Below are 22,624 nucleotides of genomic sequence, written 5' to 3' on the forward strand. Positions count from 1 at the left end.
CTTTGGTCCTAGTCACTGCTCGATGTCGAGTGCGCCCTCCTCGGCGGACGTGGCCTCTCGCCACCAGACGAGTTCGAACTCGATGCTCTGTTTGGCGTCTGTCTCCCCCTGTGACCAGTCCGATTCCCCTTCGAGTTTGAACGTGACGGGGTCCGTCGGACGGAACTGCACTGTCTTCCCGCCGAGGTCGAGCGTCACGTCACCGTCACCGTCGAGCTGGTCGGCCAGCTCTCGAAGGTAGGTAGCGATCTCCGCTCGCGTCTTCTGCTCCTCTGTCTCGAGTTCTCCCATACGTGACGATACTCGCAGGTGCTCGAAAAGCATGTGTATGATTCCCAAAGGCCGGGAGGGTCGAACTCCCTCCCAGCAGGACCATCGGCCACTGGACGGCCGTGGTCGGGCTCCTCGCCTCCGTCCGACGGCCGCCGTCTCTGGCAGTCAGTACCCGGCAGCGCTCGAGGGGCTCGATGGAATCGCTTCGTTCGACGAACGCCGAAGCGGCGGTCCGCGAGGGCTCAGGCGTCGGGCGTCTCGAACCGTTCGAGTGTCAGAGTCGTCGCGTCCAGTTCGTAGTAACTCCGCCAGGCGGCGTCGAGTCCGACGACGCGCGTGTCGCGGTACGTCATCTCCAGGTGCTCGTGGTGGTGCCCGACGAGGCAGAGGTCGGGGTCGAGCGCGTCCAGGATGTCGTCGACCTGATCGCAGCCGGGGTCGTAGTGCTCGTACTTGAGGAGGCCGTTCGGTGCCTCGTGCGAGAGGAAGACGTCGACGTCCTCCAGGCGTTTCGCCGCTTCGACGTCGTCCCTGACGAAGTGCCGGCGGCGGTCGCCGTGGAGGTGCGTTCGCTGTTTGTCGTACTGCGTCGGCGCGAAGTTCCCGGAGAGCCCGGCGAACCGGACGCCATCGAGGTCGACGGTCGTGCTGTGCACGAGGTTCGCGTTCTCGGTCCCCGGCGGGTGCTCGCCGGCGCGGAGCGCCTCGATGACGTCCAGGTCCTCGTTGTTCCCCGCGATGAACCACGTCGGCACGGGGAGGTCGTAGTACATGAGGTCGCCGAGCTGGAGCGCCGTCGTCGCACCCGAGGCCTCGTACGCCGAGCGAAGCGCTCGTCGCCGCTCCGGTTCGACCGCGTGTGCGTCGCCGAGGACGAGCATCTGGTAGAGAACACCGGTCGGCCCCCTTTAGCGTTGATATTTCGCGAGAAGCGACGCGCAGCGGTCACCGCGACCGTCGACGGCCCCAACGGTACACCTAAGAGACCGCGAGCCGTACCAATCGTAGTTATGCCACCCGAACAGCCCGAAGACCACGGGACCGACGACCGGGTGACGGTCTCCGCCGAGAACTTCGGGATCGCCCTCGGCGACCCGAGTCGCCGAAACGTCCTCTTCCACCTCAAACGTCACCGAAGAGCCTCCTTCGAGGACCTCGTCGACGTGGTCGTCGCGACGGTCCCACCACGAACCAGCACGGCCGTCGACGAGAACCGGTCTGCCGTCGAGAACGCGCTCTTCCACCTGCACCTCCCGAAACTCCAGCTGCTCGGTGTCGTCGACTGGAACCGCGACACGAACGAGGTCGTGCTGCGCGCGGACCCCGAGCGACTCGCCGACTGGCTCGAGCTCTCGTTCGCCGAGAGCGTTCACGGTGCAACCGGGACGAACGACGTCGCCGTCCTCGGGCGGGCCGACACCATCGAGATGCTGTTCGTCGAGGACTACGAACCGCTCCGCGAGGTGCTCGTCGACCAGTTCGCGTCCGAACACGACGACATCTCGGTGACGACGGCGTCGAACCCGGAGAGCGCGCTCGAAGCGCTCGAATCGACCGTGTTCGATTGCATCGTGAGCGACTACGACATGCCGGGGTCGAGTGGCCTCGACTTCCTGAAGGCGATCCGTCGCGTCGACGAGACCGTTCCGTTCGTCATCTACACGGGGAAAGGCACGGAGGAGACGCGCGTCGCGGCGTCGGACCACGGCGTGAGCGCGTACCTCCAGAAGAGCGGCGGTGCAGCGCAGTTCGACCTGCTCGCGGACCGCATCCGCCAGGTCGTCGCCGAGTACCGCGACGGCAGACCCACGGCGGCGTAGTCGGGCGGCTCAAGTGGCATAGTCGGGCGGCTCAAGTGGCTTAGTCGGGCGGCTCAAGTGGCGTAGTCGAACGGCTCAAGTGGCGTAGTCGAACGGCTCGGGCGACGTAGTCGGGCAGCTCAAGTGGCGTAGTCGGGTGGTTCAGACGTCGTCGTAGCCGTCGACGCCGGTGGCGCGGAGGTACTCCTCGAGGAGCGTCGGGAACTGGCCGCCGCGGACGTACCGGAGCCCGAACTCGTCGGCCCACGAGATGATGCCGCGGTCCTCGGTGACGACGCCGGCGTCGAGTTCGCGGGCGAGCACGAGCAGGTCGAAGTCCTCGCGCGAATCCAGGACGCCCTTGCGGAGCGCGCGCCGGTACTTGTCCCGCATCGACGAGAGGATGCGGTCGGCTTCGGTCATGTAGTCCCCGGCGTTCTCGTCGGCGGCGAGCGCCTCGGGGTCGAGTTGCTCGACCTCGCGGAGGGCCTCCTCGCTGACGCGGAGACCGCGGTCGACGCGGTCGCTCATCTCGTCGATGAACTCGTAGACGATGTCCGCCGGGATGGTGACGCCGTACCGGTCCGGGCTCTTCCGGACGATCCACGTGTCCAGGCGTTCGAACACCTCGTCCCCGACGTGGCGCTCGCGGAGCATCGCCGAGAGCTCGTCGTGGATCGACGGCGGCACGTAACAGGAGATGTTGAGCTCGAGCCGTGCGGTCGCGACGAGGTCGAGGAGCCGGAGGACGGCGTCCTCCAGCGATTCGTCCTCGCGACGGATCTGCTCGGTGATGAACAGCGAGGTGTCGAGGACGAACCGTTGGCGGGGGAGGTCACCGGGCATACACGCACCTAGAGCGTGCTTGGCGTTAACGTTTCCCGAGGTTCTTCGCGGGGTGGGCGTCGTCGCGAAGGCCACCGAACGGGGCGCGATGGTGACGGACACGGCCGGGCGCGAGCGTCGTGCCGAGGTCGCTCTCGCTGGGCGAGGCCATCCCCGAGTCGACGGTCGAGACGGTTCGCGCGCTCAGACGCTGGCGAGCGTCGCGGCGCCGAAGGGAACGGAGAAGTCGTCGCACCACGCGGCCACGCCGTCGGCGTCGTCGCCGTCGACGCCAGCGGGTAGCGACCCCGCGAACGTCCCGGTCTTCGTCAGCTCGCCACCGTCCGCACCGCCGTCGATGCGGACTCTCGTCCCGCCCGCGACATGGGCCTTCGTCTCCGGGTCCGCGTCGGGCGTGAGGTAACAGAAGACGTCCGGCCCCGGCGTCATCTCGAAGTCGCGGAACTGGAGGAATCGCCCCTGCGCGTCCTCGGCGAGTTCCACCGTCCCCGAGCACTCGTGGCCGTCCTTCCCCGTGAACTCGCCGCGCTTCAGCACCGTCGCCCCGTCACCACCAGCGCTCGACCCACCGCCGTCGCCGTCGTCGCCCGAACCCGAGTCCCCGTCCATCGAGGCTCCGTCGGTCCCGCCGGCGACGCGGTCCTCGTCGACCGCGGTCGTTCGCTCCGGCGCGAACAGTTCCCAGCCGAGGTACCCGCCGCCGAGGACCGCCACACCGCCGACCGCGCCGAGGAGCGTGCGTCGCTTCATACCGTCCCGGACGCCAACGAACGTGAAAGCGATTTTTCAAACTCCGTCTAGAATCCGTGGGAACTCCTGGAGAGCGCGGCGGTCGCGCCGGGACCACAGGTGCGCGAGCGGTCCCGGCGGCGGTCGATAGGTCGGGCTACGTGTCGTCCGCGGCGTCGTGCTCGAGACGCGTCTTGAGGTTCTCGAGCGTCGTCCGGACCTCGCGGTCGTTGTACCGCTTGACGAACGGGGCGGCGAGTCGCTCGAGGACGCCCCCCGGGACGTCGTACCCGGCGGCGTACGTGAACCGCGTCCCGCCGTCCTCGGGTTCGAACGTCCACGTTATCTCCCCGGAGAGGTCGCCAGTCATCTCCCACACGATGCGCTCCTCGGGAACGTACTCGACCGCGTCGAGTTCGCCGTCCATCGTGATGCCGCCGAGGCCGTACCCGTACGCGACGCGCTTGCTGCCGTCCTCGCGCGCCGCCAGGATCTCCGACCGCTGCAGGCTCGGGGTGATCTCGGGCTGGTTCGCCGGCTGGTCCATGTACGCGAACACGTCGCTGACGGGGACGTCGACGTGGACGTCGTGACTTGTCTCTATCATGGGTCTCCCGTGGCTGGGTCTACGTGCCGCCGCGCCGTAAGTACGGGGCGTGTCGCCGACGGTCAGGCGACGCGCGCGCCGTCCTTGAACGTCGCCGCGACGACGTCCTCGCCGAACCGATAGGGGACGTGGACGTGACTGGGCGCGTCCACGATCGCCATGTCTGCGGGACTGCCGGCGTCGAGCCGGCCCTTCGCCGGTCGGTCGACGGCGAGCGCGGCGTGTTCGGTGGCGGCGACGAGCGCCTGTGCGGGCGTCATCCGCATCTCGACGCAGCACAGCGCCTGTGCGAACGCCATCGAGCGACTGTGGCAGTTCGGGTTGAAGTCGGTCGCGACCGCGACGGGCGCGCCCGCGTCGAGCATCGTCTCGGCGTCGGCGTAGTCCGCGCCGAGGCCGAACGCGGTGCCGGGGAGGACGACCGGGACGACGTCCGCGTCGACGAGCGCGTCGACGTCCTCGCGCGTCGCGTGCAGGAGGTGGTCTGCACTCGTCGCACCGACCTCCGCTGCGAGCTTCGTGCCGCCGACGTGCGCGAGCTCCTCGGCGTGCACCTTCGGCGTCAGGCCGGCTTCCTTGCCGGCTTCGAGGACCCGCCGGGACTGCTCGACGCTGAAGACGCCCTCCTCGCAGAAGACGTCGCAGTACTCCGCGACGCCCTGGTCGTCGACCGCCGGGAGCTGCTCGTCGACGACCGCGTCCACGTACGCGTCCGCGTCCATCCCCTCGGGGACGGCGTGTGCGCCCATGAACGTCGGCACGACGTCGACCGCGTGGTCCTCGGCGACCGTCTCGACGGCCGAGAGGAGCTTCAGTTCGGTCTCGGTGTCGAGCCCGTACCCGGACTTCACCTCGACCGTCGTGGACCCGTACGCGAGCATCGCGTCGAGGTGCTCGCGGAGATTGCTGGCGAGGTCGGCCTCGCTCGCCTCGCGGACCGCGCGGACGGTGCGGAGGATGCCGCCGCCGTCGGCGAGGATGTCCTGGTACGTCTTCCCCTTCAGCTTCGCCTCGAACTCGTCGCTCCGGTCGCCCGCGAACGCGGCGTGCGTGTGCGGGTCCACGAACCCGGGGACGACCGTCTGCCCCGTCGCGTCGTAGGCCGAATCCGCGTTCTCCGCGGGATACTCGCGGAGCACGTCCTCGGTGGGGCCGACGGCAGCGACTTCGCCGTCGACGACCGCGACGGCCGCGTCCGCGTACGTCTCGAGGAGTTCGCTCCCCTCACCGGGCCACGCCCCTTCGCGTTTCCCGACGACGACCTCCGCCGCGTCGTGAACGACCGTCTGGAGATCGGCGCTCATTCCCCCTCCCCGTCAACGTGCTCGTGCCGGTCTCGCATCGGGACGGCGACGCCGCTCCGTTCGGCCTCGTCGATGGCGTCCTCGTAGCCCGCGTCCGCGTGCCGGATGACGCCCATCCCGGGGTCGGTCGTGAACACGCGCCGGGCCTTCTCCGCGGCGAGCTCGGTGCCGTCGAGGACGACGTGGTTGTTCGTGTGCAGCGAGTTCCCGATGCCGACGCCACCGCCGTCGTGCACGCTCACGATGTCCGCGCCCGACGCCGTGTTCGCGAGCGCGTTCAGTATCGGCCAGTCAGCGACCGCGTCCGTGCCGTCCTTCATCGCTTCCGTCTCGCGGTTCGGGCTCGCGACCGAGCCCGCGTCCAGGTGGTCCCGGGTCACGACCACGGGCGCCGCTATCTCGCCGCTCGCGACGAGTTCGTTGATGCGGACCGCGAACAGCGCGCGCTCGGTGAGTTCCATGTCCTCGTCGACGTGCGTCGCGTCGAGCGGCGTCTCGCTCACGGGCGTCGTCTCGTACCCGAGCCAGCAGACGCGACTGGGGAGACCCTGGAACGACACCTGCTCCCTGGCGAGGTCGATCCAGCGTGCGAGGTCGTCCTTCTCCGGGAACAGCTCGAGGACGGCCTCGTCGGTCCGCGCGATGTCGTCCTCGTCCCCCGACAGCGCCGCCCACCGGAACGGGCCCTTCCCGCGACAGAACAGCGGCCGGATGTACGCCGGCACGAACCCCGGGAAGTCGAACGCGTTCTCGAAGCCCCGGTGGTTCTGGACCTGTCCGCGGATGTTGTTCCCGTACTCGAACGCGATCGCGCCCTCGTCCTGCATGTCGAGGATGCCCTGCACGTGGCGTTCCATCGTGTCGAGGCTCGCCTCGACGTACGCCTCGGGGTCCTCGTCGCGCAGCGAGTCGGCCTCGTCGACCGTGTACCCGCTCGGGTAGTACCCTTCGAGTTCGTCGTGCGCGCTCGTCTGGTCCGTGACGATCTCGGGGACGAAGTCGCGTTCGAGCATCCCCTCGAACATGTCCGCGGCGTTCATGTGCAGGCCGATGGAGAGGGGTTCGCCGTTCGCCGCGGCGTCCTCGGCCATCGCGATGGCCTCGTCGAGGTCGTCCGTCTTCGTCATGCAGTAGTCCGTCTCGATGCGGCGCTCGATCCGGTGCTCGTCGACCTCCGCGGCGATGCAGACGCCGTGATTCATCGTCACCGCGAGCGGTTGTGCACCACCCATCCCGCCGAGACCAGCCGTGACGGTGATGGTGCCACGGAGCCCCTCGCTCTCGGGGAAGTGCTGGCGGGCGGCCTCCGCCAGGGTCTCGAACGTCCCCTGGATGATGCCCTGCGTGCCGATGTACGCCCACGACCCCGCGGTCATCTGGCCGTACATGATCTTCCCCTCGGCCTCGAGCTCGTGGAAGTGCTCCCAGTCGTCCCACGCGCCAACGAGGTTCGAGTTCGCGATGAGGACTCGCGGCGCTCGCTCGTGCGTCTCGAACCGCCCGACCGGTTTCCCGGACTGCACGAGCAGCGTCTCGTCGTCGCCGAGGTCGCGGAGCTCGGCCAGGATGGCGTCGTACGCGTCCCAGCTCCGCGCTGCGCGACCCGTCCCCCCGTACACGACGAGGTCCTCGGGGGCCTCCGCGACCTCGGGGTCGAGGTTGTTGTTCAGCATGCGGAGCGCGGCCTCCTGCCGCCAGCCCTCGCACTCGAGGTCCGTCCCCGTGGGCGCACCCTCGTACTCGCGATACTGTTCGCTCACGTCGCCAACGTCCAGGTTACCGCCGCCTGCGTTGTCCGCCATACCTACGAGTTCGGCCGGGAGCCGGTTGGGTCTTGACCCACCACTCGGAGTGGTATTCAAATACGAGCCGGCGGGTCGCGTCGGAAGGCCACGCTCGCCCGTACCGCTCTCGGCGCGAACCCAGCCGCTCCCGCCCGGATTTATGTCGGCGCGACCGGAAGGGCGGGTATGGAAGACGTCGACTTCGACGAACTCGTCGCGTCGCTCACGCTCCGAGAGGAGAACACTGCCATCAAGAGCTACCAGAACACCGTCTCGGTCACCTGTCCCGCGTGCGAGGACCCGTTCGACGACCTCGTCGTCTGCAAGGAGAACCCGACGAGCCTCAACCTCTCGCGGCAACTCGACCTCTGCGTCGGAAGTGTCGACGGCAACGCCGTCATCTTCACGCACAAGCGCTGACGGCCGGAATCGAGCGTACTCGGACGGAGTCTCGCCCCACCGGACGGTCGACCGTGCTGCGACGAACGCGCTCCAGCCGACCGCGCCACCGCTTCGATGGGAGTGCCGTGGTTCGCCGTCAGGCCCGGAGCGCGTCGCCGGGCGTCGCACCCGTGGTCTCGCCGTCTCGCACGACGAACTCGCCGTTCACGAGGACGTGCGGGACGCCGTCCGCGTACTGCGTCGGGTTCTCGTACGTGGCTGGCGAGCCGACGACCGCCGGGTCGAACACGGTGACGTCCGCGTCCATCCCGGGTCGCAGGACGCCCTTCGAGTCCAACCCCATCGACCGTGCGGGGAGCGACGTCATCATGCGGACCGCCTCCTCGACGGAGACGAGGTCCTCGTCGCGGACGTACGTCCCGAGGACCTTCGCGAACGCGCCGTAGACCCGCGGGTGGGGGTTCCCGCCGAACAACCCGTCAGTGATGACGTTCACGCGCTCGTGGGCGAGGATGTCGCGGACGTCGTCCTCGTCGATGAAGTGATTCACGCAGGAGACAGCGAGGTCCTCCTCGGCGAGGAGATCGCAGACGGCGAGGATGGGTTCGGTATCCCACTCGTCGGCGAGCGCCTGCACGGTGAGGCCCTCGAGGTGGTCGTTGGCGTCGCTCTCGACGCTCGCCACGACGACGTTCTCCCAGCCGGAGTACCAGCCGGGGTTGTCCCAGCCGTCGATGCGGTTCTCTTCGACGTCCCGCAGGATGCGCTGGCGGGCGTCCGCGTCCTCGAGGTACGCGACGGCCTGCTCGGGGCCGTCCGCGTGCACCCACGGCGGGAGGACGTACGAGAGGAGGGTGTTGCTCGCGGCGTAGGGGTACTGGTCGGCGGAGAAGTCGACGCCGCGGTCGCGAGCGGCCTCGACGAGCGCGAGCGCGCGGTCGGCCTTCCCGTGCTGAGGCGGGCCGCCGAGCTTGAAGTGACTGAGGTGGACGGGGACGTTCGCGTCCGCGCCGACGTCCACGAACTCGTCGAGCGCCGACCAGATGTCGGCGCGTTCGCTCCGGATGTGCGCGACGAACGGTCGCCCGTACGGCTCCAGGCGCTCCGCGAGGTGCGTGATCTCCTCGGTGCTCGCGTACGAGCACGGCGTGATGACGAGCGCCGTCGACAGGCCGAACGCGCCGTCGTCCATCGCTTCGGTGACGAGGTCCGCCATCTCCTCGAGTTCGCTCTCGGTCGGCTCGTCGTCGCGCATCCCCATGACGTTGAACCGCACCGTTCCCTGGCCGACGAGCGTGCCGACGTTCGGTGCCACGCCGTCGCCCTCGACCGCGTCCAGGTAGTCGCCGACGCCGCCCCACGTCCACTCGCGGTCGACGCGACCGGCGAGCCCCGAGAGCTGGTCCTGCCACTCCTCGGCACCGCCATCGCGGCGCATGGGCGCCATCGAGAACCCGTCCTGGCCGACGATCTCGGTCGTGATGCCCTGACGGGCCTTCGGCGCGAGCGTCGGGTCGTCGAACAGCTGGAGGTCCGAGTGCGAGTGCGTGTCGACGAACCCGGGTGCGACCACCGCGTCGTCGACGTCCACGACCGTCTCGGCGTCGACGTCGTCGGCCGCGAGGGCGGCGTCCGGAGCGTCCGTCGGGTCGGGGACGCGTTCGACGGTAGCGATCTCGCCGTCGCGCACGCCGACGGCACCGCGGAACCACGGCGCGCCAGTCCCGTCCACGACCCGCGCGTTCGTCAGGAGTACGTCCAACATGGGTGCGAGTACCTCGCACGGTGGGTTATGCGTCGAGTCTCCGTGTGGTGGGTGAAAGCCCTCCTGCGCGATAGGGCGGGTGGTCGGTCGCGGTCAGGCGCCGAGCAGTGCGCGGACGGCGACGAGGGCGACGACGCTGGTGGTGACGAGCGCGGTCAGGAGGAGCGCGATCGGCGTGACGCCGGTGTCCCGGAGGTCGGCGACGTCGACGCTGAGTCCGAGGCCGACGAACGCGAGCAGGAACAGCCAGCGGTACGCGTTCGTGAGTTGCGCCGTGGCGGCGTCCGAGACGACCGCGGTGGACGTGAGGACGACGACCGCGAAGAACCCGAGGACGAACTTCGGGAAGGCGTCCCAGAGTCGACGCGGCGAGAACGCGCTCGCGGTCGACGCGTCCTCGCCCGGGGCGCCGTCGGCGTCGTCGCTGCCGGGGTTCGCGTACCGGATGGAGTACGCGCCGACGAGGACGCCGAGCAGGAGGTTCCGGGTGAGTTTCGTGACGGTCGCCCACTGGCCGGCGGCGTCGCTGAACGCGAACCCGGCCGCGGTGACGGGACCAGTCGAGAACATCGTGAGGCCCGCCCAGACGCCGAACACGCGGTCGGAGAGCCCGAGGACGCCACCGAGTGCGGGGTACGTGAACAGCGTGACGACGTCGAACAGGAGGATGGTCCCGGCGGCGTACGCGACGTGCTCCTCGGTCGCGCGGACGCTCCCAGCGACGCCGACGGCCGCGGACACCCCGCAGACGCTCGCGCCCGCAGCCAGGAGCGACCCGAGCTTCCGGTGGACGTCGAAGACGCCACGAGCGAGTACCTCCACGAGGACGAGCGTGAGTGCGACGATACCGACGACGAGGACGGCGAGTTGCGCGCCCGTGTCGACGAGCGTCCCGAGCGACACGCGAGCCCCCATGAGGACGATGCCGGCTTCGAGCCAGAGCTTGTGCGTCGACGACCCCGCCTGCAGGCGCTCGGGGACGCCGACCGTGTTCGTGAGGACGATGCCGAGGGCGACGGCGACGACGAGCGCGCTCGCGTACGGGACGAGCGTGCTCGCCACGCGTGCGAGAACGGCGAGCACGACGAGGAACGCGACGCCCGGTGCGACCTCGCGGACGACCGCCAGCGGCGACGTCCCGGTCGCGTCCGCGTCGCGACCGCCCGGCGAGGTCTCGTCGTCGCTCATCTATCGATCAGTACGGGACCGGTACGCCGGTCTGTGCGATGAACGTGACGATACCCGCCACCGCGACCGCGCGCCACCCCCGGTCCAGGTGCCGCCACCGGTCGACGGCCCACTCGAGGGGGCTCGCGACGGTCCCGGAGTCGTCCGCGGTCGGTTCCGTCGTCATTCCTGCCGCGAGTACGACGTCGGGAGGCTGGTCATCGTCGCGAGCCCCGGGTCGGCGTCGACGACCGTCGGTGCGACGTTCGCGACGACCGCGGACGTGGAGACGTCGCCGTGGTAGCCGCCCTCGACCTCGACCGCGACGTCGGGTTCGCCGTCGAACTCGACGCGGTCGTGGGGGTCGTCCGCGCCGACGTACATCCTGAGGTCGAGTTCGACGACGGCCTCGCCGTCCTCGTAGCCGTGCACGACCTGCTTGATGCCCGCGACCTCGCCCGCTTCGGCGGTGAGGTAGTCGGTCTCGACGCGCTCGTCGGCGATCACGGGCTCGATGGATTCCTCGATCTCGTCGAGGTCGAAGTCGAGCGCGTCCGCGAGCATCGCGACGGACTCCGTGCTCCCGACGTGCCCGGCTTCGGTCGCGATCTCTTCCTCGAACGTCTCCTCCGTGACGCCCGCACCGACTTTCTCCTGGAGTGGCTTGCGGCGCTCGCTCGCGTTCTGCACGCGCTCGACGCGCACCGCGTCCACCTGGGCCATCGGCGTGGAGAGGGCCGCAGGCATCGCGTCCATCACGAACCCGGGGTTGATGCCAGCACCGAGAACGGTGCCACCGTGCGCTTGGGCGGCCTCGTCGAGTTCTTGGGCGACATCGGGGTGACTCCACCACGGGTACGAGAGTTCCTCGGTCGTCGACACCACGCTCGCGCCCGCTTCGAGCGCCTCCTTCAACTGGGGTGCGGCGGCCTCGACGGAGGAGACCGTCGAGTGGAAGACGACGTCCGGTTCCGTGGCGAGCGCGTCGGCGGCGTCGTCGGTGACCTCGACGCCGAGTTCCTCGCCGACGCCGGCGACCTCGCCGAGGTCCTCGCCGACCTTCTCCGGGTCGATGTCGATAGCGCCGACGAACTCCACGCCGGTGCGGTGCGCTGCGTTCACGATGCGACTCCCGATCGGGCCGATACCGTACTGGACGGCGGTGAGGGATTCCTGAGTCATTCTTGGGTCCCGGGCCTCGCGGCCCGCGTGTCGTGATTCGACAGAGCGTGGCGCGCTCGGTATATATGGCGTCTCCAATCGGAGGGTGAAGGGGGAGAGGGTCAGGAGGCATCGTTCGTCGATCCACCAGCCGTCTGGTCGCAGTCCCCCGGTCCAAACACCGTGGCCGTCTGGACGCCGACCCAGGGGTCGCCGGACGCCTGGATCGCCATCTCGACGAGCCGGAAGTCGGTCTCACCGAATGGGTCGACGACGGTCCCGTTGAGTGGCCCGACAGCCATCCAATGGAACCTGCCGGTGCTCGTGTCGACGTACGTGAGCACGAGGTCGTAGGAGACGTCGGCGGGGTAAACCGTCATCTCGAGTGCCGCGCAGTCGAGCGTGACCGTCGCGTGAGCGTGCGTGAACGCTATCTCGTGCGTGTCGTTCGACGGCGTGTCGCGCAGATTCGGCCCATTCGTCAGTGCATCGAGTGCAGCGGGGTCGGTCGGCCCGGCGACAGCTTCGGTCGAGTTGGTCCCGGTCGGGTCGGTCGCGGTCGGTTCCATCCGAGACGAGTCAGCCGCGGTCGGGTCCGCTCGGGGTACGTCGACCAGGTATTCAGCGCTCGGTGGGACGGTCTTCGCAGGGTCGACGTGTTCGGGGTCGTACCCGAGCGCGTCGTCCGCGAAGCCTGCTGCGAGCGCGAGGAGGAGCGTGAATGCGAGCGCGAGCGTGATGCGTTTCTGGTGGGTGAGTCTCATGGTGGTTCCTGTGACTGGATAGGTCGCGCAGCCGGTTAAATGTCAGCTGAAATATATTTATATAGGGTCGCGAACGGAAATTCTCGTCCCTAATCCTGCCGACACGTCGGTTGCATACCAAGAGCCAAGACTAACCAATCAGGACAAGACCCGCGGTTCGTGCCGACCGCTCGAACGCTCGACGCGGTTTAAGTCTGAGCGACCCCTACAAAGAGAGATGGACAATCCAGGGAGCAGCGACCCGCGCCTCGACGGCGATAGCGAGCGAGCCCGCTCGGAAGCGGCCCTCGCCGCAGTCGGTGACGAGACCCGGCTTCGCATCCTCCAAGCGCTCCACCGGGCGCGAGACACGAATCGACACCCGGACGTTCGCCCGGTTCCCTTCACCGAACTCCGAAAACGCGTCGGGATGCAAGACGGCTCGCAGTTCAACTACCACCTCAAGCAGCTCGTCGGCCCCTTCGTCCAGCGAACCGAGGACGGGTACGTGCTCCGGCGAGCCGGTGAACGCATCGTCACCGCGGTCCTCGCGGGCGAGTACGCCGACGCCGTCGTCTACGACGCGGAACCGGTCCCCACGCCCTGTGCCATCTGTGGGGGCGACGTCGTCCTCGACTACAACGTCGAACCGTTCCTGGACTACCTGGTCGTTCGCTGCACCAACTGCGAAGGCGTCGTGTCGGCACCCGGACGGCCACCGGGCATGCTCTCGTTGACCGACGCCATGCCACCCGTCGGGATGCAGACGCGCGACCCCGTCGAGACCTACCTCGCCACGTTCAGCTTCATCGGGAACCAGTTCCGGACGATCGTCGACGGCATCTGTCCGCACTGCTCTGGACGGCTGACCGCCGAACCGCGCGTCTGCGAAGACCACGATCCCGGCGACGGAACCGTCTGTGAGCGCTGTGGAACCATCTTCTTCGTCTGGTACCACCACCGATGCGACGTCTGCGGGTTTTCAGCGATGATCTTCCTCGACCGACACTTCGTCGTGCACCCGACCGTCGCCGCGTTCTACCACGACCACGGCTACGACCCGTTCGGTCCCGAGTGGCTCCGCGTGGCGGCGGAGACCATCGCCTCACAGACCGTCGTCACCGAGGACCCGTTCGAACTCGAAGTTCACCTGGCGATAGACGACGACGCGCTCACGGTGACGCTCGACGGGAACGGCGACGTCCTCGCGGTCGCGTAAGGTTCGACGATGACGTCGACGTCCTCCATCAGCCGCGTCCGGCGAGTGAGAATCGCGAGATACCCGGCGACGAAGACGTGCTCGACGTCGAGGTCGGCGAGCATCCTGGAACACTCGATGCCGAGGTCGTCGACGACGTTCGATTCCCAACCGACGTGGAGCGGGTCGTCACTGGGCCCTTTCCCGCCCATACCCTGCGTTCCGCCGTCTTCGCATCAAAATGCACGCCGGGTCGAGGTGTCGAATCACTCGGCGTCCGCGTCGATCGGGCGGTCGACGTGCGTGCCGCGGCCGCGCTCGGCGACGACGTCGCCGTGCTCGTAGGCGACCTCGCCGCGGACGACCGTGTGGGTCGGCCAGCCGGTGACGTCGCGGCCCGTGTACATCGTGTAGTCCGCGGCGGACTGGAGGAGGTCGGGCGTGACGGTCTTCGTCTCCTCCAGGTCGACGACGGCGAGGTCGGCATCGCTCCCGACGCGAATCGCGCCCTTCTTCGGGTAGAGGTCGTACGCCTTCGCGGCGTTCGCGCTCGTCACCTGGGCGACGCGCCGGAGCGAGAGCCGGTCCTCGTGGTAGCCCTCGGAGAGCACCAGCGGGAGCATCGTCGCGGAGGACGGCGACCCCCACATGGAGTCCCAGATGTCCTCGCCGACCTTGTTCGCCCGCTTGTTCGAGATGTGGTCGGTGCCGACGACCGAGAGCGTACCGTCCGCGAGGCGCTCCCAGAGCACGTCCTGATGTTCCTCGGAACGAACGGGCGGGTTGATCTTGTGGCGGTCGTCGCACTCGTCTCGCGTCAGGCAGAGGTAGTGCGTGCACGTCTCGCCCGTGACGCCGTACCCCTGCTCGCGGAGTGCCGCGAGCTCGTTCGCGGTCTCCTTCGCGCTCACGTGGACGACGTAGAAGTCGTCGTCGTAGTCGTGCTGGCGGGCGAGGTTCGCGCCCGAAACCATGCTCTGGGCCTCGGCGTATCCCGGGAACCGCTCGACGATGAGGTCGTAGCCCGTCGCGTCCGCCGCCCGCAGCTGGTCGGTGAGGTGGTTCGTGATCTCCGAGTTCTCCGAGTGGTACGCGAGCGTCGTCGGCGCGTCGACGTCGGCCAGTTCGCGGAGGAAGTGGTCCGAGACGTCGTCCAGCAGGTTCTGCTCGAGGTCGAACATCTCGGCGACGTCGAGCTTGTAGTTCATGTACCACTTGAACGACGTGATGCCGAGGTCGTCGACGATGTCGGGGACCTCAGCGGCGTGGTCGTGCGAGAGCAGGCCGAGCGTGAAGAAGTAGTCGTGCCGATAGTTCGCCTCGGCCGCCTCGAAGAACTCGTCCATGATGTCGCCGTAGGCGCCGCCCCGGCGGAAGATGTTCCCGGTCGTGGTGACGCCGCCGACGAGCCCGGATCGGGACTCGCTCGCGGCGTCGTCGTCGAGCGGCCGGAACAACCCGTGGTGGACGTGCGGGTCGACGACGCCCGGGAACACGTGCTTCCCGCTCGCGTCCACGACGCGCTCGCCGTCGAGGCTTCCCGGATCGCCGATCGCGGAGACGACGCCGTCCGTGGCGGCGACGTCCGCCTCGAAGACGCCCTGGTCGGGACTGACGACCGTGCCGTTCGCGACGACGAGGTCGTGCACGGCTAGTCGTCCTCCGCGGACTGCGACTCCGCTTCGACCGCCGCCGGTCGACCGTCCTGGTCCGTTGGGGCGGCCTCCTCGACCGCGACGCGTTCACTCATCGGAATCGGGACGTCGGACTGCACAGCCTCGTCGACCGCCTTCTCGTAGCCCGCGTCCGCGTGCCGCATCACGGCCGTCGCCGGGTCCACGTCGAACACGCGCCGGGCCTTCTCCGCGGCGAGGTCGCTCCCGTCGAGCACGACGTGGTTGTTCGTGCTCGTCACCTCGCCGACCGCGCCCGCGCTCGAGTGGATGCTCACGACGTCCGCCCCGGCGGCGGTGTTGAGGAGCGCGTTCAGGATCGGCCAGTCCGCGACCGCGTCGGTCCCGTCCTTCATGTCCTCGGTCGCCTCGTTCGGGTTCGCGATGCTCCCGCCGTCGAGCTGGTCGCGCGTCACGACGACCGGCGCGGACAGCTCGCCGTCGGCGACGAGTTCGTTCACGCGGAGCGCGAACCGCGCGCGCTCGCTCAACCCGGAGTCGTCCGCCTGGTAGCCGAGCCAGCACACGCGAGCGGGGAGGCCCTGGAACTGGACGTGCTCCTGCGCCAGGTCAATCCAGCGCGTGAGCGAATCGTTCTCGGGGAACAGGTCCTTGACGACCTCGTCGGTCCGGTGGATGTCGTCGGGGTCGCCCGAGAGCGCGATCCACCGGAACGGACCACGACCCTCGCAGAACAGCGGCCGGACGTACTCGGGCGCGAACCCGGGGAGGTCGTGGGCGTCCTCGAACCCACGTCTGTCGGCGACCTGTCCGCGGATGCCGTTCCCGTACGTGAACGTCACCGCGCCGGCGTCGTGGAGGTCGAGCATCGCCTGGACGTGCCGTTCCATCGAATCCAGGCTCGCTTCGACGTACGTCTCCGGGTCGTCCTCGCGGAGCGCGTCGGCCGCCTCGACGCTGTAGTCGACGGGATAGTACCCGGTGAGTTCGTCGTGCGCGGCCGTCATGTCCGTGAGGACGTCCGGGACGATGTCGCGGTCGCGCATCGCTTCGAGGAGTTCGACGACGTTCGCCTGCACGCCGATGCCGACCGCCTCGCCCGCCTCCGCCGCTTCCTGCGCGCGTTCCAGCGCGTCGTCGACGGTGTCCACGCGCTCGTCGCAGTACCCCTCCTCGATGCGGCGGTCGATGCGCTCGCCGCTGACCTCCGCGACGAGACAGACGCCCTCGTTCATCGTCGCGGCCAGCGGCTGGTTCCCGCCCATCCCGCCGAGCCCCGCGGTGACGACGACCTGGCCGCGCAGGTCGCCGTCGAAGTGCTGGCGAGCGACGGTCGCGAGCGTCTCGTAGGTCCCCTGGAGGACGCCCTGCGAGCCGATGTACCCCCACGACCCGGCGGTGTAGTTCCCCATCATCATCTCGCCGGCGGCCTCGAGTTCGCGGAAGTGCTCCCAGGTGTCCCACTTCGAGACGAGGTTGGTGTTCGCGATGAGCACGCGCGGAGCGCGCTCGTGCGTTCGCAGTCGACCGACCGGTTTGCCCGACTGGACGACGAGCGTCTCGTCGTCGCCGAGGTCGCGGAGTTCCTCGACGATTGTGTCGTACGCGTCCCAGTTCCGCGCGGCGCGCCCGACGCCCCCGTACACGACGAGGTCCTCTGGGCGCTCGGCGACCTCGGGGTCGAGGTTGTTGTTCAGCATGCGGAGCGCGGCCTCCTGCCGCCAGCCCTCGCACTCGACGTCGGTCCCGGTATTCGCACCCTCGTAGGCCCGCCACGTGTCGCTGGGCTCGCCGACGGTGGTATCGTCTGTCATGGTTTGGCGTTACGACCTTCGCGGATTATATATGGACCTTCCAGATGGAGGGGTAATGTTTTCCCGGGGAACCCGTCACCGTACTCGTATGCCAACAGTTCACGCGTCGCGTCCCGCAGGACCGCCGCAGGTGCCCGACGCCGCCAGTCGTTCGGGTGGTCGACGATGGTGACGGTCGACGGCGCCCTGACCGTCGACGCCGTCGAGGCGGTCGCGCGCGACGGCGCGCCCGTCGAACTCGCCTCCGAGGCGCGCGAGCGGATGGCCGCGAGCAAGCGCGTCGTCGACGACGTCACCGACGCGAACGAGGAATCCGTCTACGGCGTCAACACGGGCTTCGGGAACCTCAAGGACATCAGTATCGACCGCGAGGACCTCGAGACCCAGCAGCACAACCTCCTGCGGAGCCACCACGCCGCGACCGGCGACCCGCTCCCGAAGGACGTGACGCGAGCCGCCGTCCTCGTCCGCGCGAACGCGCTCGCAGTCGGCGCCTCCGGCGTCAGCGTCGACCTCGTCGAGCGGCTGCTCGCGCTCCTCGACGCCGACGTCCTCCCCGTCGTGCCGAGCGACGGGAGTGCGGACAACGCTTGCGAGCTCGCGAACGTCGGGCTCGTGCTCGCGGGCGACCCCGCCGGCGAGGCCATCGTCGACGGTGAACGCGTTTCGAGCGACGCGGCGCTCGACGCCGCGGGCCTCGACCCCTACGAGTTCGGCCCGAAGGAGGGGCTCGCGCTCATCAGCGGCACGAGCGTGCAGACCGCCCAGACCGCGCTCGCCGTCGCAACGCTCCGACGCGTCGCGACCGCGGCCGACCTCGCCGGCGCGTGGACGGTCGCGCTCGTCGGCGAGGAACCGGGCGCGTTCGACGACCGGGTCTTCGACGTGCGCGACGTCGACGGTCACCGCGCGACCGCCGCGAACGTCCGCGCACTCACCGGCGAGGACGCCCCAGACCGCGCGGACATGACCCAGGACCCCCTTTCAATCCGCACGCTCCCGCAGGTGAACGGGACGCTCCACGAGCACCTCGCGATGGTCGCCGACCCCGTCGAGCAGGAGCTGGCGAGCGCGACCGACAACCCGCTCGTGTTCCCCGACGGGACCGCGCGCTCGGTCGGCCACTTCAACGGCCAGCACCTCGCCGGGCTCGCGGACCTCCTCGCGCTCACGACGCGGAAGGTCGCCGTCGCGAGCGAACGCCGCAGCGACCGCCTCCTGGAGACGGCCGCGAACCCCCACCTCGCGACCGACCCCGGCCTCGAGACGGGACTCGCACGGGCGCAGTACGCCGCCGCGAGCCTCGTCACCGAGATGCAGACGCTCGACACCGCGAGCGACCGGTCGTTCGTCGCATCGACCGGCCAGGAGGACGTCCACGCCGCCGGGAACCTCGCGAGCGCGAACCTCCTCGAGACCGTCGACCTGACGAGTCGCGTCGTCGCCACCGAACTGCTCTGCGCGGCGCGCGCCACCACGCAAGCTGGCGTCGACCTCCCACGCCCGCTCGACGTCGCGTACTCGAAGGTCGACGAACTCGTCGGCCTCCAGCTCGGCGACGTCACCTGGAGCGAGAAGATCGAGTGCCTCGCCGCCGCCGTCCGCCGCGGAAGCATCGTCGAAGAAGTCCGCGCCACCGGCACCGAACTCCACTGACCCGCGGACGCTATCCGGGGTGCACAGCGTAGCGAGAACAACCCCGTGGAGGACCTCCTTCGGTGACAGAACTCCGCTGCTGAATGCGGAGTTCACACCGGCCGTGAGAGATGGCCGTGGCCTCGACATACCGAACTGGTAGATACAGAGAGTACACTTATCGACCCACAGTAGATCCTTTCAACCGCCCATTTTAAGAGAGCTGGAAGTCACCTCTCCGAAACATGAGTGACGACAATCAGGACACGCAATTTCGGTTGAGTTATTTGGAAAATCTCGTCATTCTTGGCCTTCTCATCAACGCTTACTACTACTTTGGAGTCCAAGGCGCGTTCATCGCGTTAGTCCTTGCCCTCATTCTCGAACCGATCTCCAGAACAGATGTCCTCTTAAGGACATCTTCGGACGAGGACGACGAACCTCAGCAGTAGCGAGCGTTGCCAACACGAATTGGCCCGAGAGCCATCTAAGGACTCACCAATCCAGTCTTCGTTCGGTTCGCACGCCTACCTAACAGCAGTTTCATCAGATGAGATGTCTAACGAATAGGATTTCAACAGAGCTATCTTCCGGCGAACCGCGGTAAGGCTGATAACTGACCTATCCCCTAACGAACTCCTCACTACCACTAATTAGGGTGCGGACACGATGTTTTTCGGGGTCCTCAGCATGAGCACAGGTTTCCCTGATACTCGCTAATTTCTTCATCTCATTCCAGGATGTCTTATCAATCACGTCCGCCTCGTACAGGGTCTGGGAGAGTCTGCTAATCCCATGAGATGGATTGAATTTGGCGACCTGCTCCGACTCCTCACACAGCGTCATCAACTCTCTCTCCACCGCCACGGCCGCAACTACACCAGCAGCTCTGATGAAATCTCCTTCAAACAATTGCCAGGCTTGCTCAATTTCGTTTCGAGCAACATTCTTAGAAACTTGACGTCGAGCTTTGAGTTCCTTGACCTCTATTTTACCTATTATACTCCGGATTATTGCCGTCTGAGCGTCTAATGCATGGAAGGTTTCGTTTGTGACTCCTTCTGGGCTTGTGCTCGTTTTCGTATCGCCTCCAAGTCGGAGCGTTTCCTGAATAGTTTCGTAGTGAGACTGAAAGTCTTCTAAGCGAGTCGCCCGGTATTCTCGTACCAATTCCTCGGCCTTTGCGTGCCACTTTTCATACTCAATTTTCGCTTCCCGCTTCATAGGCACAGAGTCTCCAGCGTCATTCCATGCATACTGGACCGTCGATATCTCTGTTCGCTCCGACTCAGTTTCTATATCGCTGAGAAATCGCCGAATCCTGTCCTCAACTTCGAGTACGTCCTCGTCTAATTCTTCGACTAGTTCCTCAACCTCTTCTGATGAAAACATACTCAATATACGGAATAACCTCACTTAGTGGTGTCTCACTGAGGGGTCGGCTATAGTAGCGTTCCTGCCGGCATTCTTGGATGAAATGACTTTGTTCCGCTACTGCTGAGTATGCCTCATCGGTCGGCGACGCTTGCACAGCACTGGATATACCTGAATCCAGCGGGACCATTATTACGGCCTCGACAGTCGTGCCGGTATGCTCGATTCTGAGTACAAGATTCCCGGCGATCACAGGTTATCCCGGTCGATATCAGTCTGGCCACAGACCTCACCCGATCCAATCTTTCAAAAGATGAACTTCGCGACGGTGATCTCTCGAGGGCTGGTTTTTCCAACCGGATCTGTCGAAGACTATCCTTACAGACGCCAAACTCTCGGAAGCCGAACTTTTCGGCGCAGACCTCCCAACAGCTATCCTAATTTAGAGAGTGTCATAGAACTCTTCACAAGGAGCTTATTTTCAGTGTGAAACTGGCTCAAGACGCTGTTCACTAAGCACATCTACTGAACAGGAGATTCGGCGCCTCATCCGTGGATTGAACCGGGTTGGTGTCCCGGACTCGGTCCGTGTATGCGATACGGCCGCTGAAACGAGTCGATGGACGAGGGGCTCGGTACGACGACCTGGATTGAACAGTTGTCCAAGCAGTCGTTCGAGAACGTCGTAGCAGCGAGGAGACGTGCGCGCCGGGTCCTCAGGCGGCCGCGCCGCCCTCGGTCGTGTCGCGGCTCACGCCCTCTGGCGTGACCATGCCTTCGAGGACGCTGAACCCGCGGTCGAACGCGATGACGGTGAGCGCCCCGGGGATGGCGCCGGCGAGCATCACGTCGTAGTTCACCGTCGTCAGCCCGGCCTGGATCCACGTACCGAGGCCGCCAGCGCCGACGAACACGCCGATGTACGCGACGCCGACGCAGAGCACGGTCGAGGTCCTGATGCCCGCGAAGATCACGGGGAGCGCCAGCGGGAGTTCGATCCGGCGGAGTCGCTGGACGTTCGTCATCCCCATGCCGCGGCCCGCGCGAACGTCCGCCTCCTCGACGTTCTGGATGCCAGCGACCGTGTTCTTCAGGATGGGGAACAGCGCGTAGATCGTGATAGCGAGGATCGTCGGTCGCTTCCCGAGCCCGAGGAAGGTGAACGTCAACGCGATCACGCCGAGTGCGGGGATGGTCTGTGCGACCGCACCGAGGTTCTCGATGATGCGCGCCAACCGCGGGTCGCGGGTCGCGAGGATACCGGCGGGGACCGCGATGAGGATCGCGAGCAGTTCGCCGATTCCGACCATCACGAGGTGGCCGCGCAGGAGCGTCAGGAACTGATCCCAGTTCGCGCCGATGTAATCGATCCAGCCCGTGAACACGGACGAAAGCGGGACGTCGAGCAGTGCGAGCGCCGCAGCCCACGACATCACTGTAGCACCTCGCTCGTCCGCCGGTCGGTCACCGCCTGGATGTCCGCCTCGCTCACCTGTCCGACGACCTCGCCGTCTTCGACGACCGGGAGCGGGTCGCCCTGCTGGAAGATCCGCTGGAGTGCGACCTTCAGCGAATCGTCCGGCGACAGCGGGTTCTCGCCCGCGCCCTCACCGACCTGGGGCGCGTTCATCACCTCGCGTACCGTGACCGCCGAGAGTTGCTTGAGGACGCGGTCCTCGCCGATGAAGTTCGCGACGAACTCGTTCTTCGGGCTCCCGAGGAGGTCCTTCGGCGCGTCGTACTGGACGAGTTCGCCGTCCCGGAGCACCGCAACTCGGTCGCCCATCTTCAGGGCCTCGTCGATGTCGTGCGTGACGAACATGATCGTCGTATCCAGTTTCTGCTGGATGTCCAGGAACTCGTCCTGGAGTTCGTCGCGCGTGATTGGGTCGAGCGCACCGAAGGGTTCGTCCATCAGGATGATGTCCGGCTCCGCCGCCATCGCGCGAGCGACGCCGACGCGCTGGCGCTGCCCACCGGAGAGGTTCGCCGGGTACTGGGTCTTGACGTCCTGGGGGAGCTGGATGAGCTCGAGGAGCTCCTCGACGCGCTCCTGTTTGCGCTCCTCGTCCCAGCCGCGGAGGTCCGGCACGATGCTGATGTTCTCCGCGATCGTCATGTGCTCGAACAGCCCGATCTCCTGGATGACGTACCCGATGTTCCGCCGGAGGTCAATCACGTCCGTGTCCTGGATCGACTCGCCGTCGATCCGGACGTCGCCCTCCGTGATCTCCGTGAGCCGATTCACCATCGTCATCGTCGTCGTCTTCCCGCAGCCCGATGGCCCGACGAGCGTCACCGTCTCGCCTTCGGGGACCTCCAGGCTCACGTCGTCCACCGCCACTGTACCGTCGCCGTACACCTTCCGTACGTTGTCGAGTTCGATCAT

23 protein-coding genes are annotated in these 22,624 nt (G+C 67.3%); 5 read left to right on the plus strand and 18 right to left on the minus strand.

The annotated features are described in order from the left end of the window. Positions 1-12: 12 nt before the first annotated feature. The gene (locus LI336_RS09140; RefSeq protein ID WP_227132816.1) at positions 13-291 is read right to left on the minus strand and encodes an amphi-Trp domain-containing protein; all 279 of its coding nucleotides are present in this window, start codon (positions 289-291) and stop codon (positions 13-15) included. Between the two features lie 224 nt (positions 292-515). Further along, positions 516-1,154, minus strand: a complete 639-nt coding sequence (locus LI336_RS09145; protein ID WP_227132817.1) for a metallophosphoesterase family protein — start codon at positions 1,152-1,154, stop codon at positions 516-518. Positions 1,155-1,283: 129 nt separating this feature from the next. Here LI336_RS09145 and LI336_RS09150 point away from each other — a divergent pair, with 129 nt between their 5' ends. Next, a complete protein-coding gene (locus LI336_RS09150; RefSeq protein WP_227132818.1) occupies positions 1,284-2,093 on the plus strand; it encodes a response regulator in 810 nt (269 codons plus the stop codon). Positions 2,094-2,234: 141 nt separating this feature from the next. Here the strand turns inward: LI336_RS09150 and LI336_RS09155 are convergent, their stop codons facing one another. From LI336_RS09155 to hutU (LI336_RS09175), 5 genes are all read right to left on the minus strand, one after another. After that, positions 2,235-2,918 (minus strand): RNA ligase partner protein, encoded by a 684-nt coding sequence (locus tag LI336_RS09155; protein WP_227132819.1) that lies wholly within the window; start codon positions 2,916-2,918, stop codon positions 2,235-2,237. A gap of 183 nt (positions 2,919-3,101) precedes the next feature. Next, positions 3,102-3,668: a DM13 domain-containing protein gene (locus LI336_RS09160; RefSeq protein WP_227132820.1), complete on the minus strand. Its 567-nt coding sequence runs from the start codon at positions 3,666-3,668 to the stop codon at positions 3,102-3,104. Positions 3,669-3,804: 136 nt separating this feature from the next. Further along, the gene (locus LI336_RS09165; RefSeq protein WP_227132821.1) at positions 3,805-4,254 is read right to left on the minus strand and encodes an SRPBCC family protein; all 450 of its coding nucleotides are present in this window, start codon (positions 4,252-4,254) and stop codon (positions 3,805-3,807) included. Between the two features lie 62 nt (positions 4,255-4,316). Beyond that, positions 4,317-5,558 carry an imidazolonepropionase gene (gene hutI, locus LI336_RS09170; protein WP_227132822.1) on the minus strand — a complete coding sequence of 414 codons (1,242 nt, stop codon included), beginning with the start codon at positions 5,556-5,558 and terminating at the stop codon, positions 4,317-4,319. Continuing rightward, positions 5,555-7,360 (minus strand): urocanate hydratase, encoded by a 1,806-nt coding sequence (gene hutU / locus LI336_RS09175; RefSeq protein ID WP_227132823.1) that lies wholly within the window; start codon positions 7,358-7,360, stop codon positions 5,555-5,557. Before hutU (LI336_RS09175) ends, hutI begins: the two co-directional genes overlap by 4 nt. Before the next feature lie 168 nt (positions 7,361-7,528). Between hutU (LI336_RS09175) and LI336_RS09180 the strand changes: the two genes are divergently transcribed. After that, a complete protein-coding gene (locus LI336_RS09180) occupies positions 7,529-7,762 on the plus strand; it encodes a DUF7385 family protein (protein ID WP_227132824.1) in 234 nt (77 codons plus the stop codon). Between the two features lie 118 nt (positions 7,763-7,880). Here LI336_RS09180 and LI336_RS09185 read toward each other — a convergent pair whose 3' ends face one another. From LI336_RS09185 to LI336_RS09205, 5 genes are all read right to left on the minus strand, one after another. Further along, the gene (locus LI336_RS09185; protein WP_227132825.1) at positions 7,881-9,509 is read right to left on the minus strand and encodes an N-acyl-D-amino-acid deacylase family protein; all 1,629 of its coding nucleotides are present in this window, start codon (positions 9,507-9,509) and stop codon (positions 7,881-7,883) included. Between the two features lie 93 nt (positions 9,510-9,602). Further along, a complete protein-coding gene (locus LI336_RS09190) occupies positions 9,603-10,697 on the minus strand; it encodes a YeiH family protein (protein ID WP_227132826.1) in 1,095 nt (364 codons plus the stop codon). 7 nt (positions 10,698-10,704) lie between these two features. Then, positions 10,705-10,863 carry a hypothetical protein gene (locus LI336_RS09195; RefSeq protein WP_227132827.1) on the minus strand — a complete coding sequence of 53 codons (159 nt, stop codon included), beginning with the start codon at positions 10,861-10,863 and terminating at the stop codon, positions 10,705-10,707. Beyond that, entirely contained in the window at positions 10,860-11,858 is a 999-nt protein-coding gene (locus LI336_RS09200; protein WP_227132828.1) for an NAD(P)H-dependent amine dehydrogenase family protein, read from the minus strand. Before LI336_RS09200 ends, LI336_RS09195 begins: the two co-directional genes overlap by 4 nt. A 101-nt stretch (positions 11,859-11,959) precedes the next feature. Beyond that, positions 11,960-12,601, minus strand: a complete 642-nt coding sequence (locus LI336_RS09205) for a hypothetical protein (protein WP_227132829.1) — start codon at positions 12,599-12,601, stop codon at positions 11,960-11,962. Between the two features lie 217 nt (positions 12,602-12,818). On the opposite strand from LI336_RS09205, the gene LI336_RS09210 reads away from it, so the two are divergent. Then, positions 12,819-13,799: an ArsR/SmtB family transcription factor gene (locus LI336_RS09210; protein WP_227132830.1), complete on the plus strand. Its 981-nt coding sequence runs from the start codon at positions 12,819-12,821 to the stop codon at positions 13,797-13,799. Here LI336_RS09210 and LI336_RS09215 read toward each other — a convergent pair. From LI336_RS09215 to hutU (LI336_RS09225), 3 genes are read right to left on the minus strand one after another with little or no spacing between them, the layout of a single operon-like run. After that, on the minus strand, positions 13,727-13,990 hold the full coding sequence (locus tag LI336_RS09215; protein ID WP_227132831.1) for a hypothetical protein: 264 nt from the start codon (positions 13,988-13,990) through the stop codon (positions 13,727-13,729). The two genes, LI336_RS09210 and LI336_RS09215, sit on opposite strands and share 73 nt — an antisense overlap. Before the next feature lie 54 nt (positions 13,991-14,044). Beyond that, positions 14,045-15,427, minus strand: a complete 1,383-nt coding sequence (locus LI336_RS20385; RefSeq protein ID WP_227132832.1) for a dihydroorotase — start codon at positions 15,425-15,427, stop codon at positions 14,045-14,047. Positions 15,428-15,429: 2 nt separating this feature from the next. After that, a complete protein-coding gene (gene hutU / locus LI336_RS09225) occupies positions 15,430-17,226 on the minus strand; it encodes a urocanate hydratase (protein WP_227132833.1) in 1,797 nt (598 codons plus the stop codon). A 165-nt stretch (positions 17,227-17,391) separates the two neighbouring features. Between hutU (LI336_RS09225) and LI336_RS09230 the strand changes: the two genes are divergently transcribed. Further along, a complete protein-coding gene (locus tag LI336_RS09230) occupies positions 17,392-18,882 on the plus strand; it encodes an aromatic amino acid ammonia-lyase (protein ID WP_227132834.1) in 1,491 nt (496 codons plus the stop codon). 224 nt (positions 18,883-19,106) lie between these two features. Continuing rightward, on the plus strand, positions 19,107-19,313 hold the full coding sequence (locus LI336_RS09235; RefSeq protein WP_227132835.1) for a hypothetical protein: 207 nt from the start codon (positions 19,107-19,109) through the stop codon (positions 19,311-19,313). Between the two features lie 169 nt (positions 19,314-19,482). Here LI336_RS09235 and LI336_RS09240 read toward each other — a convergent pair whose 3' ends face one another. The 3 genes from LI336_RS09240 to LI336_RS09255 form a co-directional block, all read right to left on the minus strand. After that, positions 19,483-20,253 carry a hypothetical protein gene (locus LI336_RS09240; protein ID WP_227132836.1) on the minus strand — a complete coding sequence of 257 codons (771 nt, stop codon included), beginning with the start codon at positions 20,251-20,253 and terminating at the stop codon, positions 19,483-19,485. A 698-nt stretch (positions 20,254-20,951) separates the two neighbouring features. Next, a complete protein-coding gene (locus LI336_RS09250; protein WP_227132837.1) occupies positions 20,952-21,668 on the minus strand; it encodes an ABC transporter permease in 717 nt (238 codons plus the stop codon). Then, on the minus strand, positions 21,668-22,624 hold the full coding sequence (locus LI336_RS09255; RefSeq protein ID WP_227132838.1) for an ABC transporter ATP-binding protein: 957 nt from the start codon (positions 22,622-22,624) through the stop codon (positions 21,668-21,670). The genes LI336_RS09250 and LI336_RS09255 overlap by 1 nt, the downstream gene beginning before the upstream one ends.

This window comes from Halorubellus salinus, from assembly GCF_020567525.1.
GTDB classification, from domain to species: domain Archaea; phylum Halobacteriota; class Halobacteria; order Halobacteriales; family Natrialbaceae; genus Halorubellus; species Halorubellus salinus.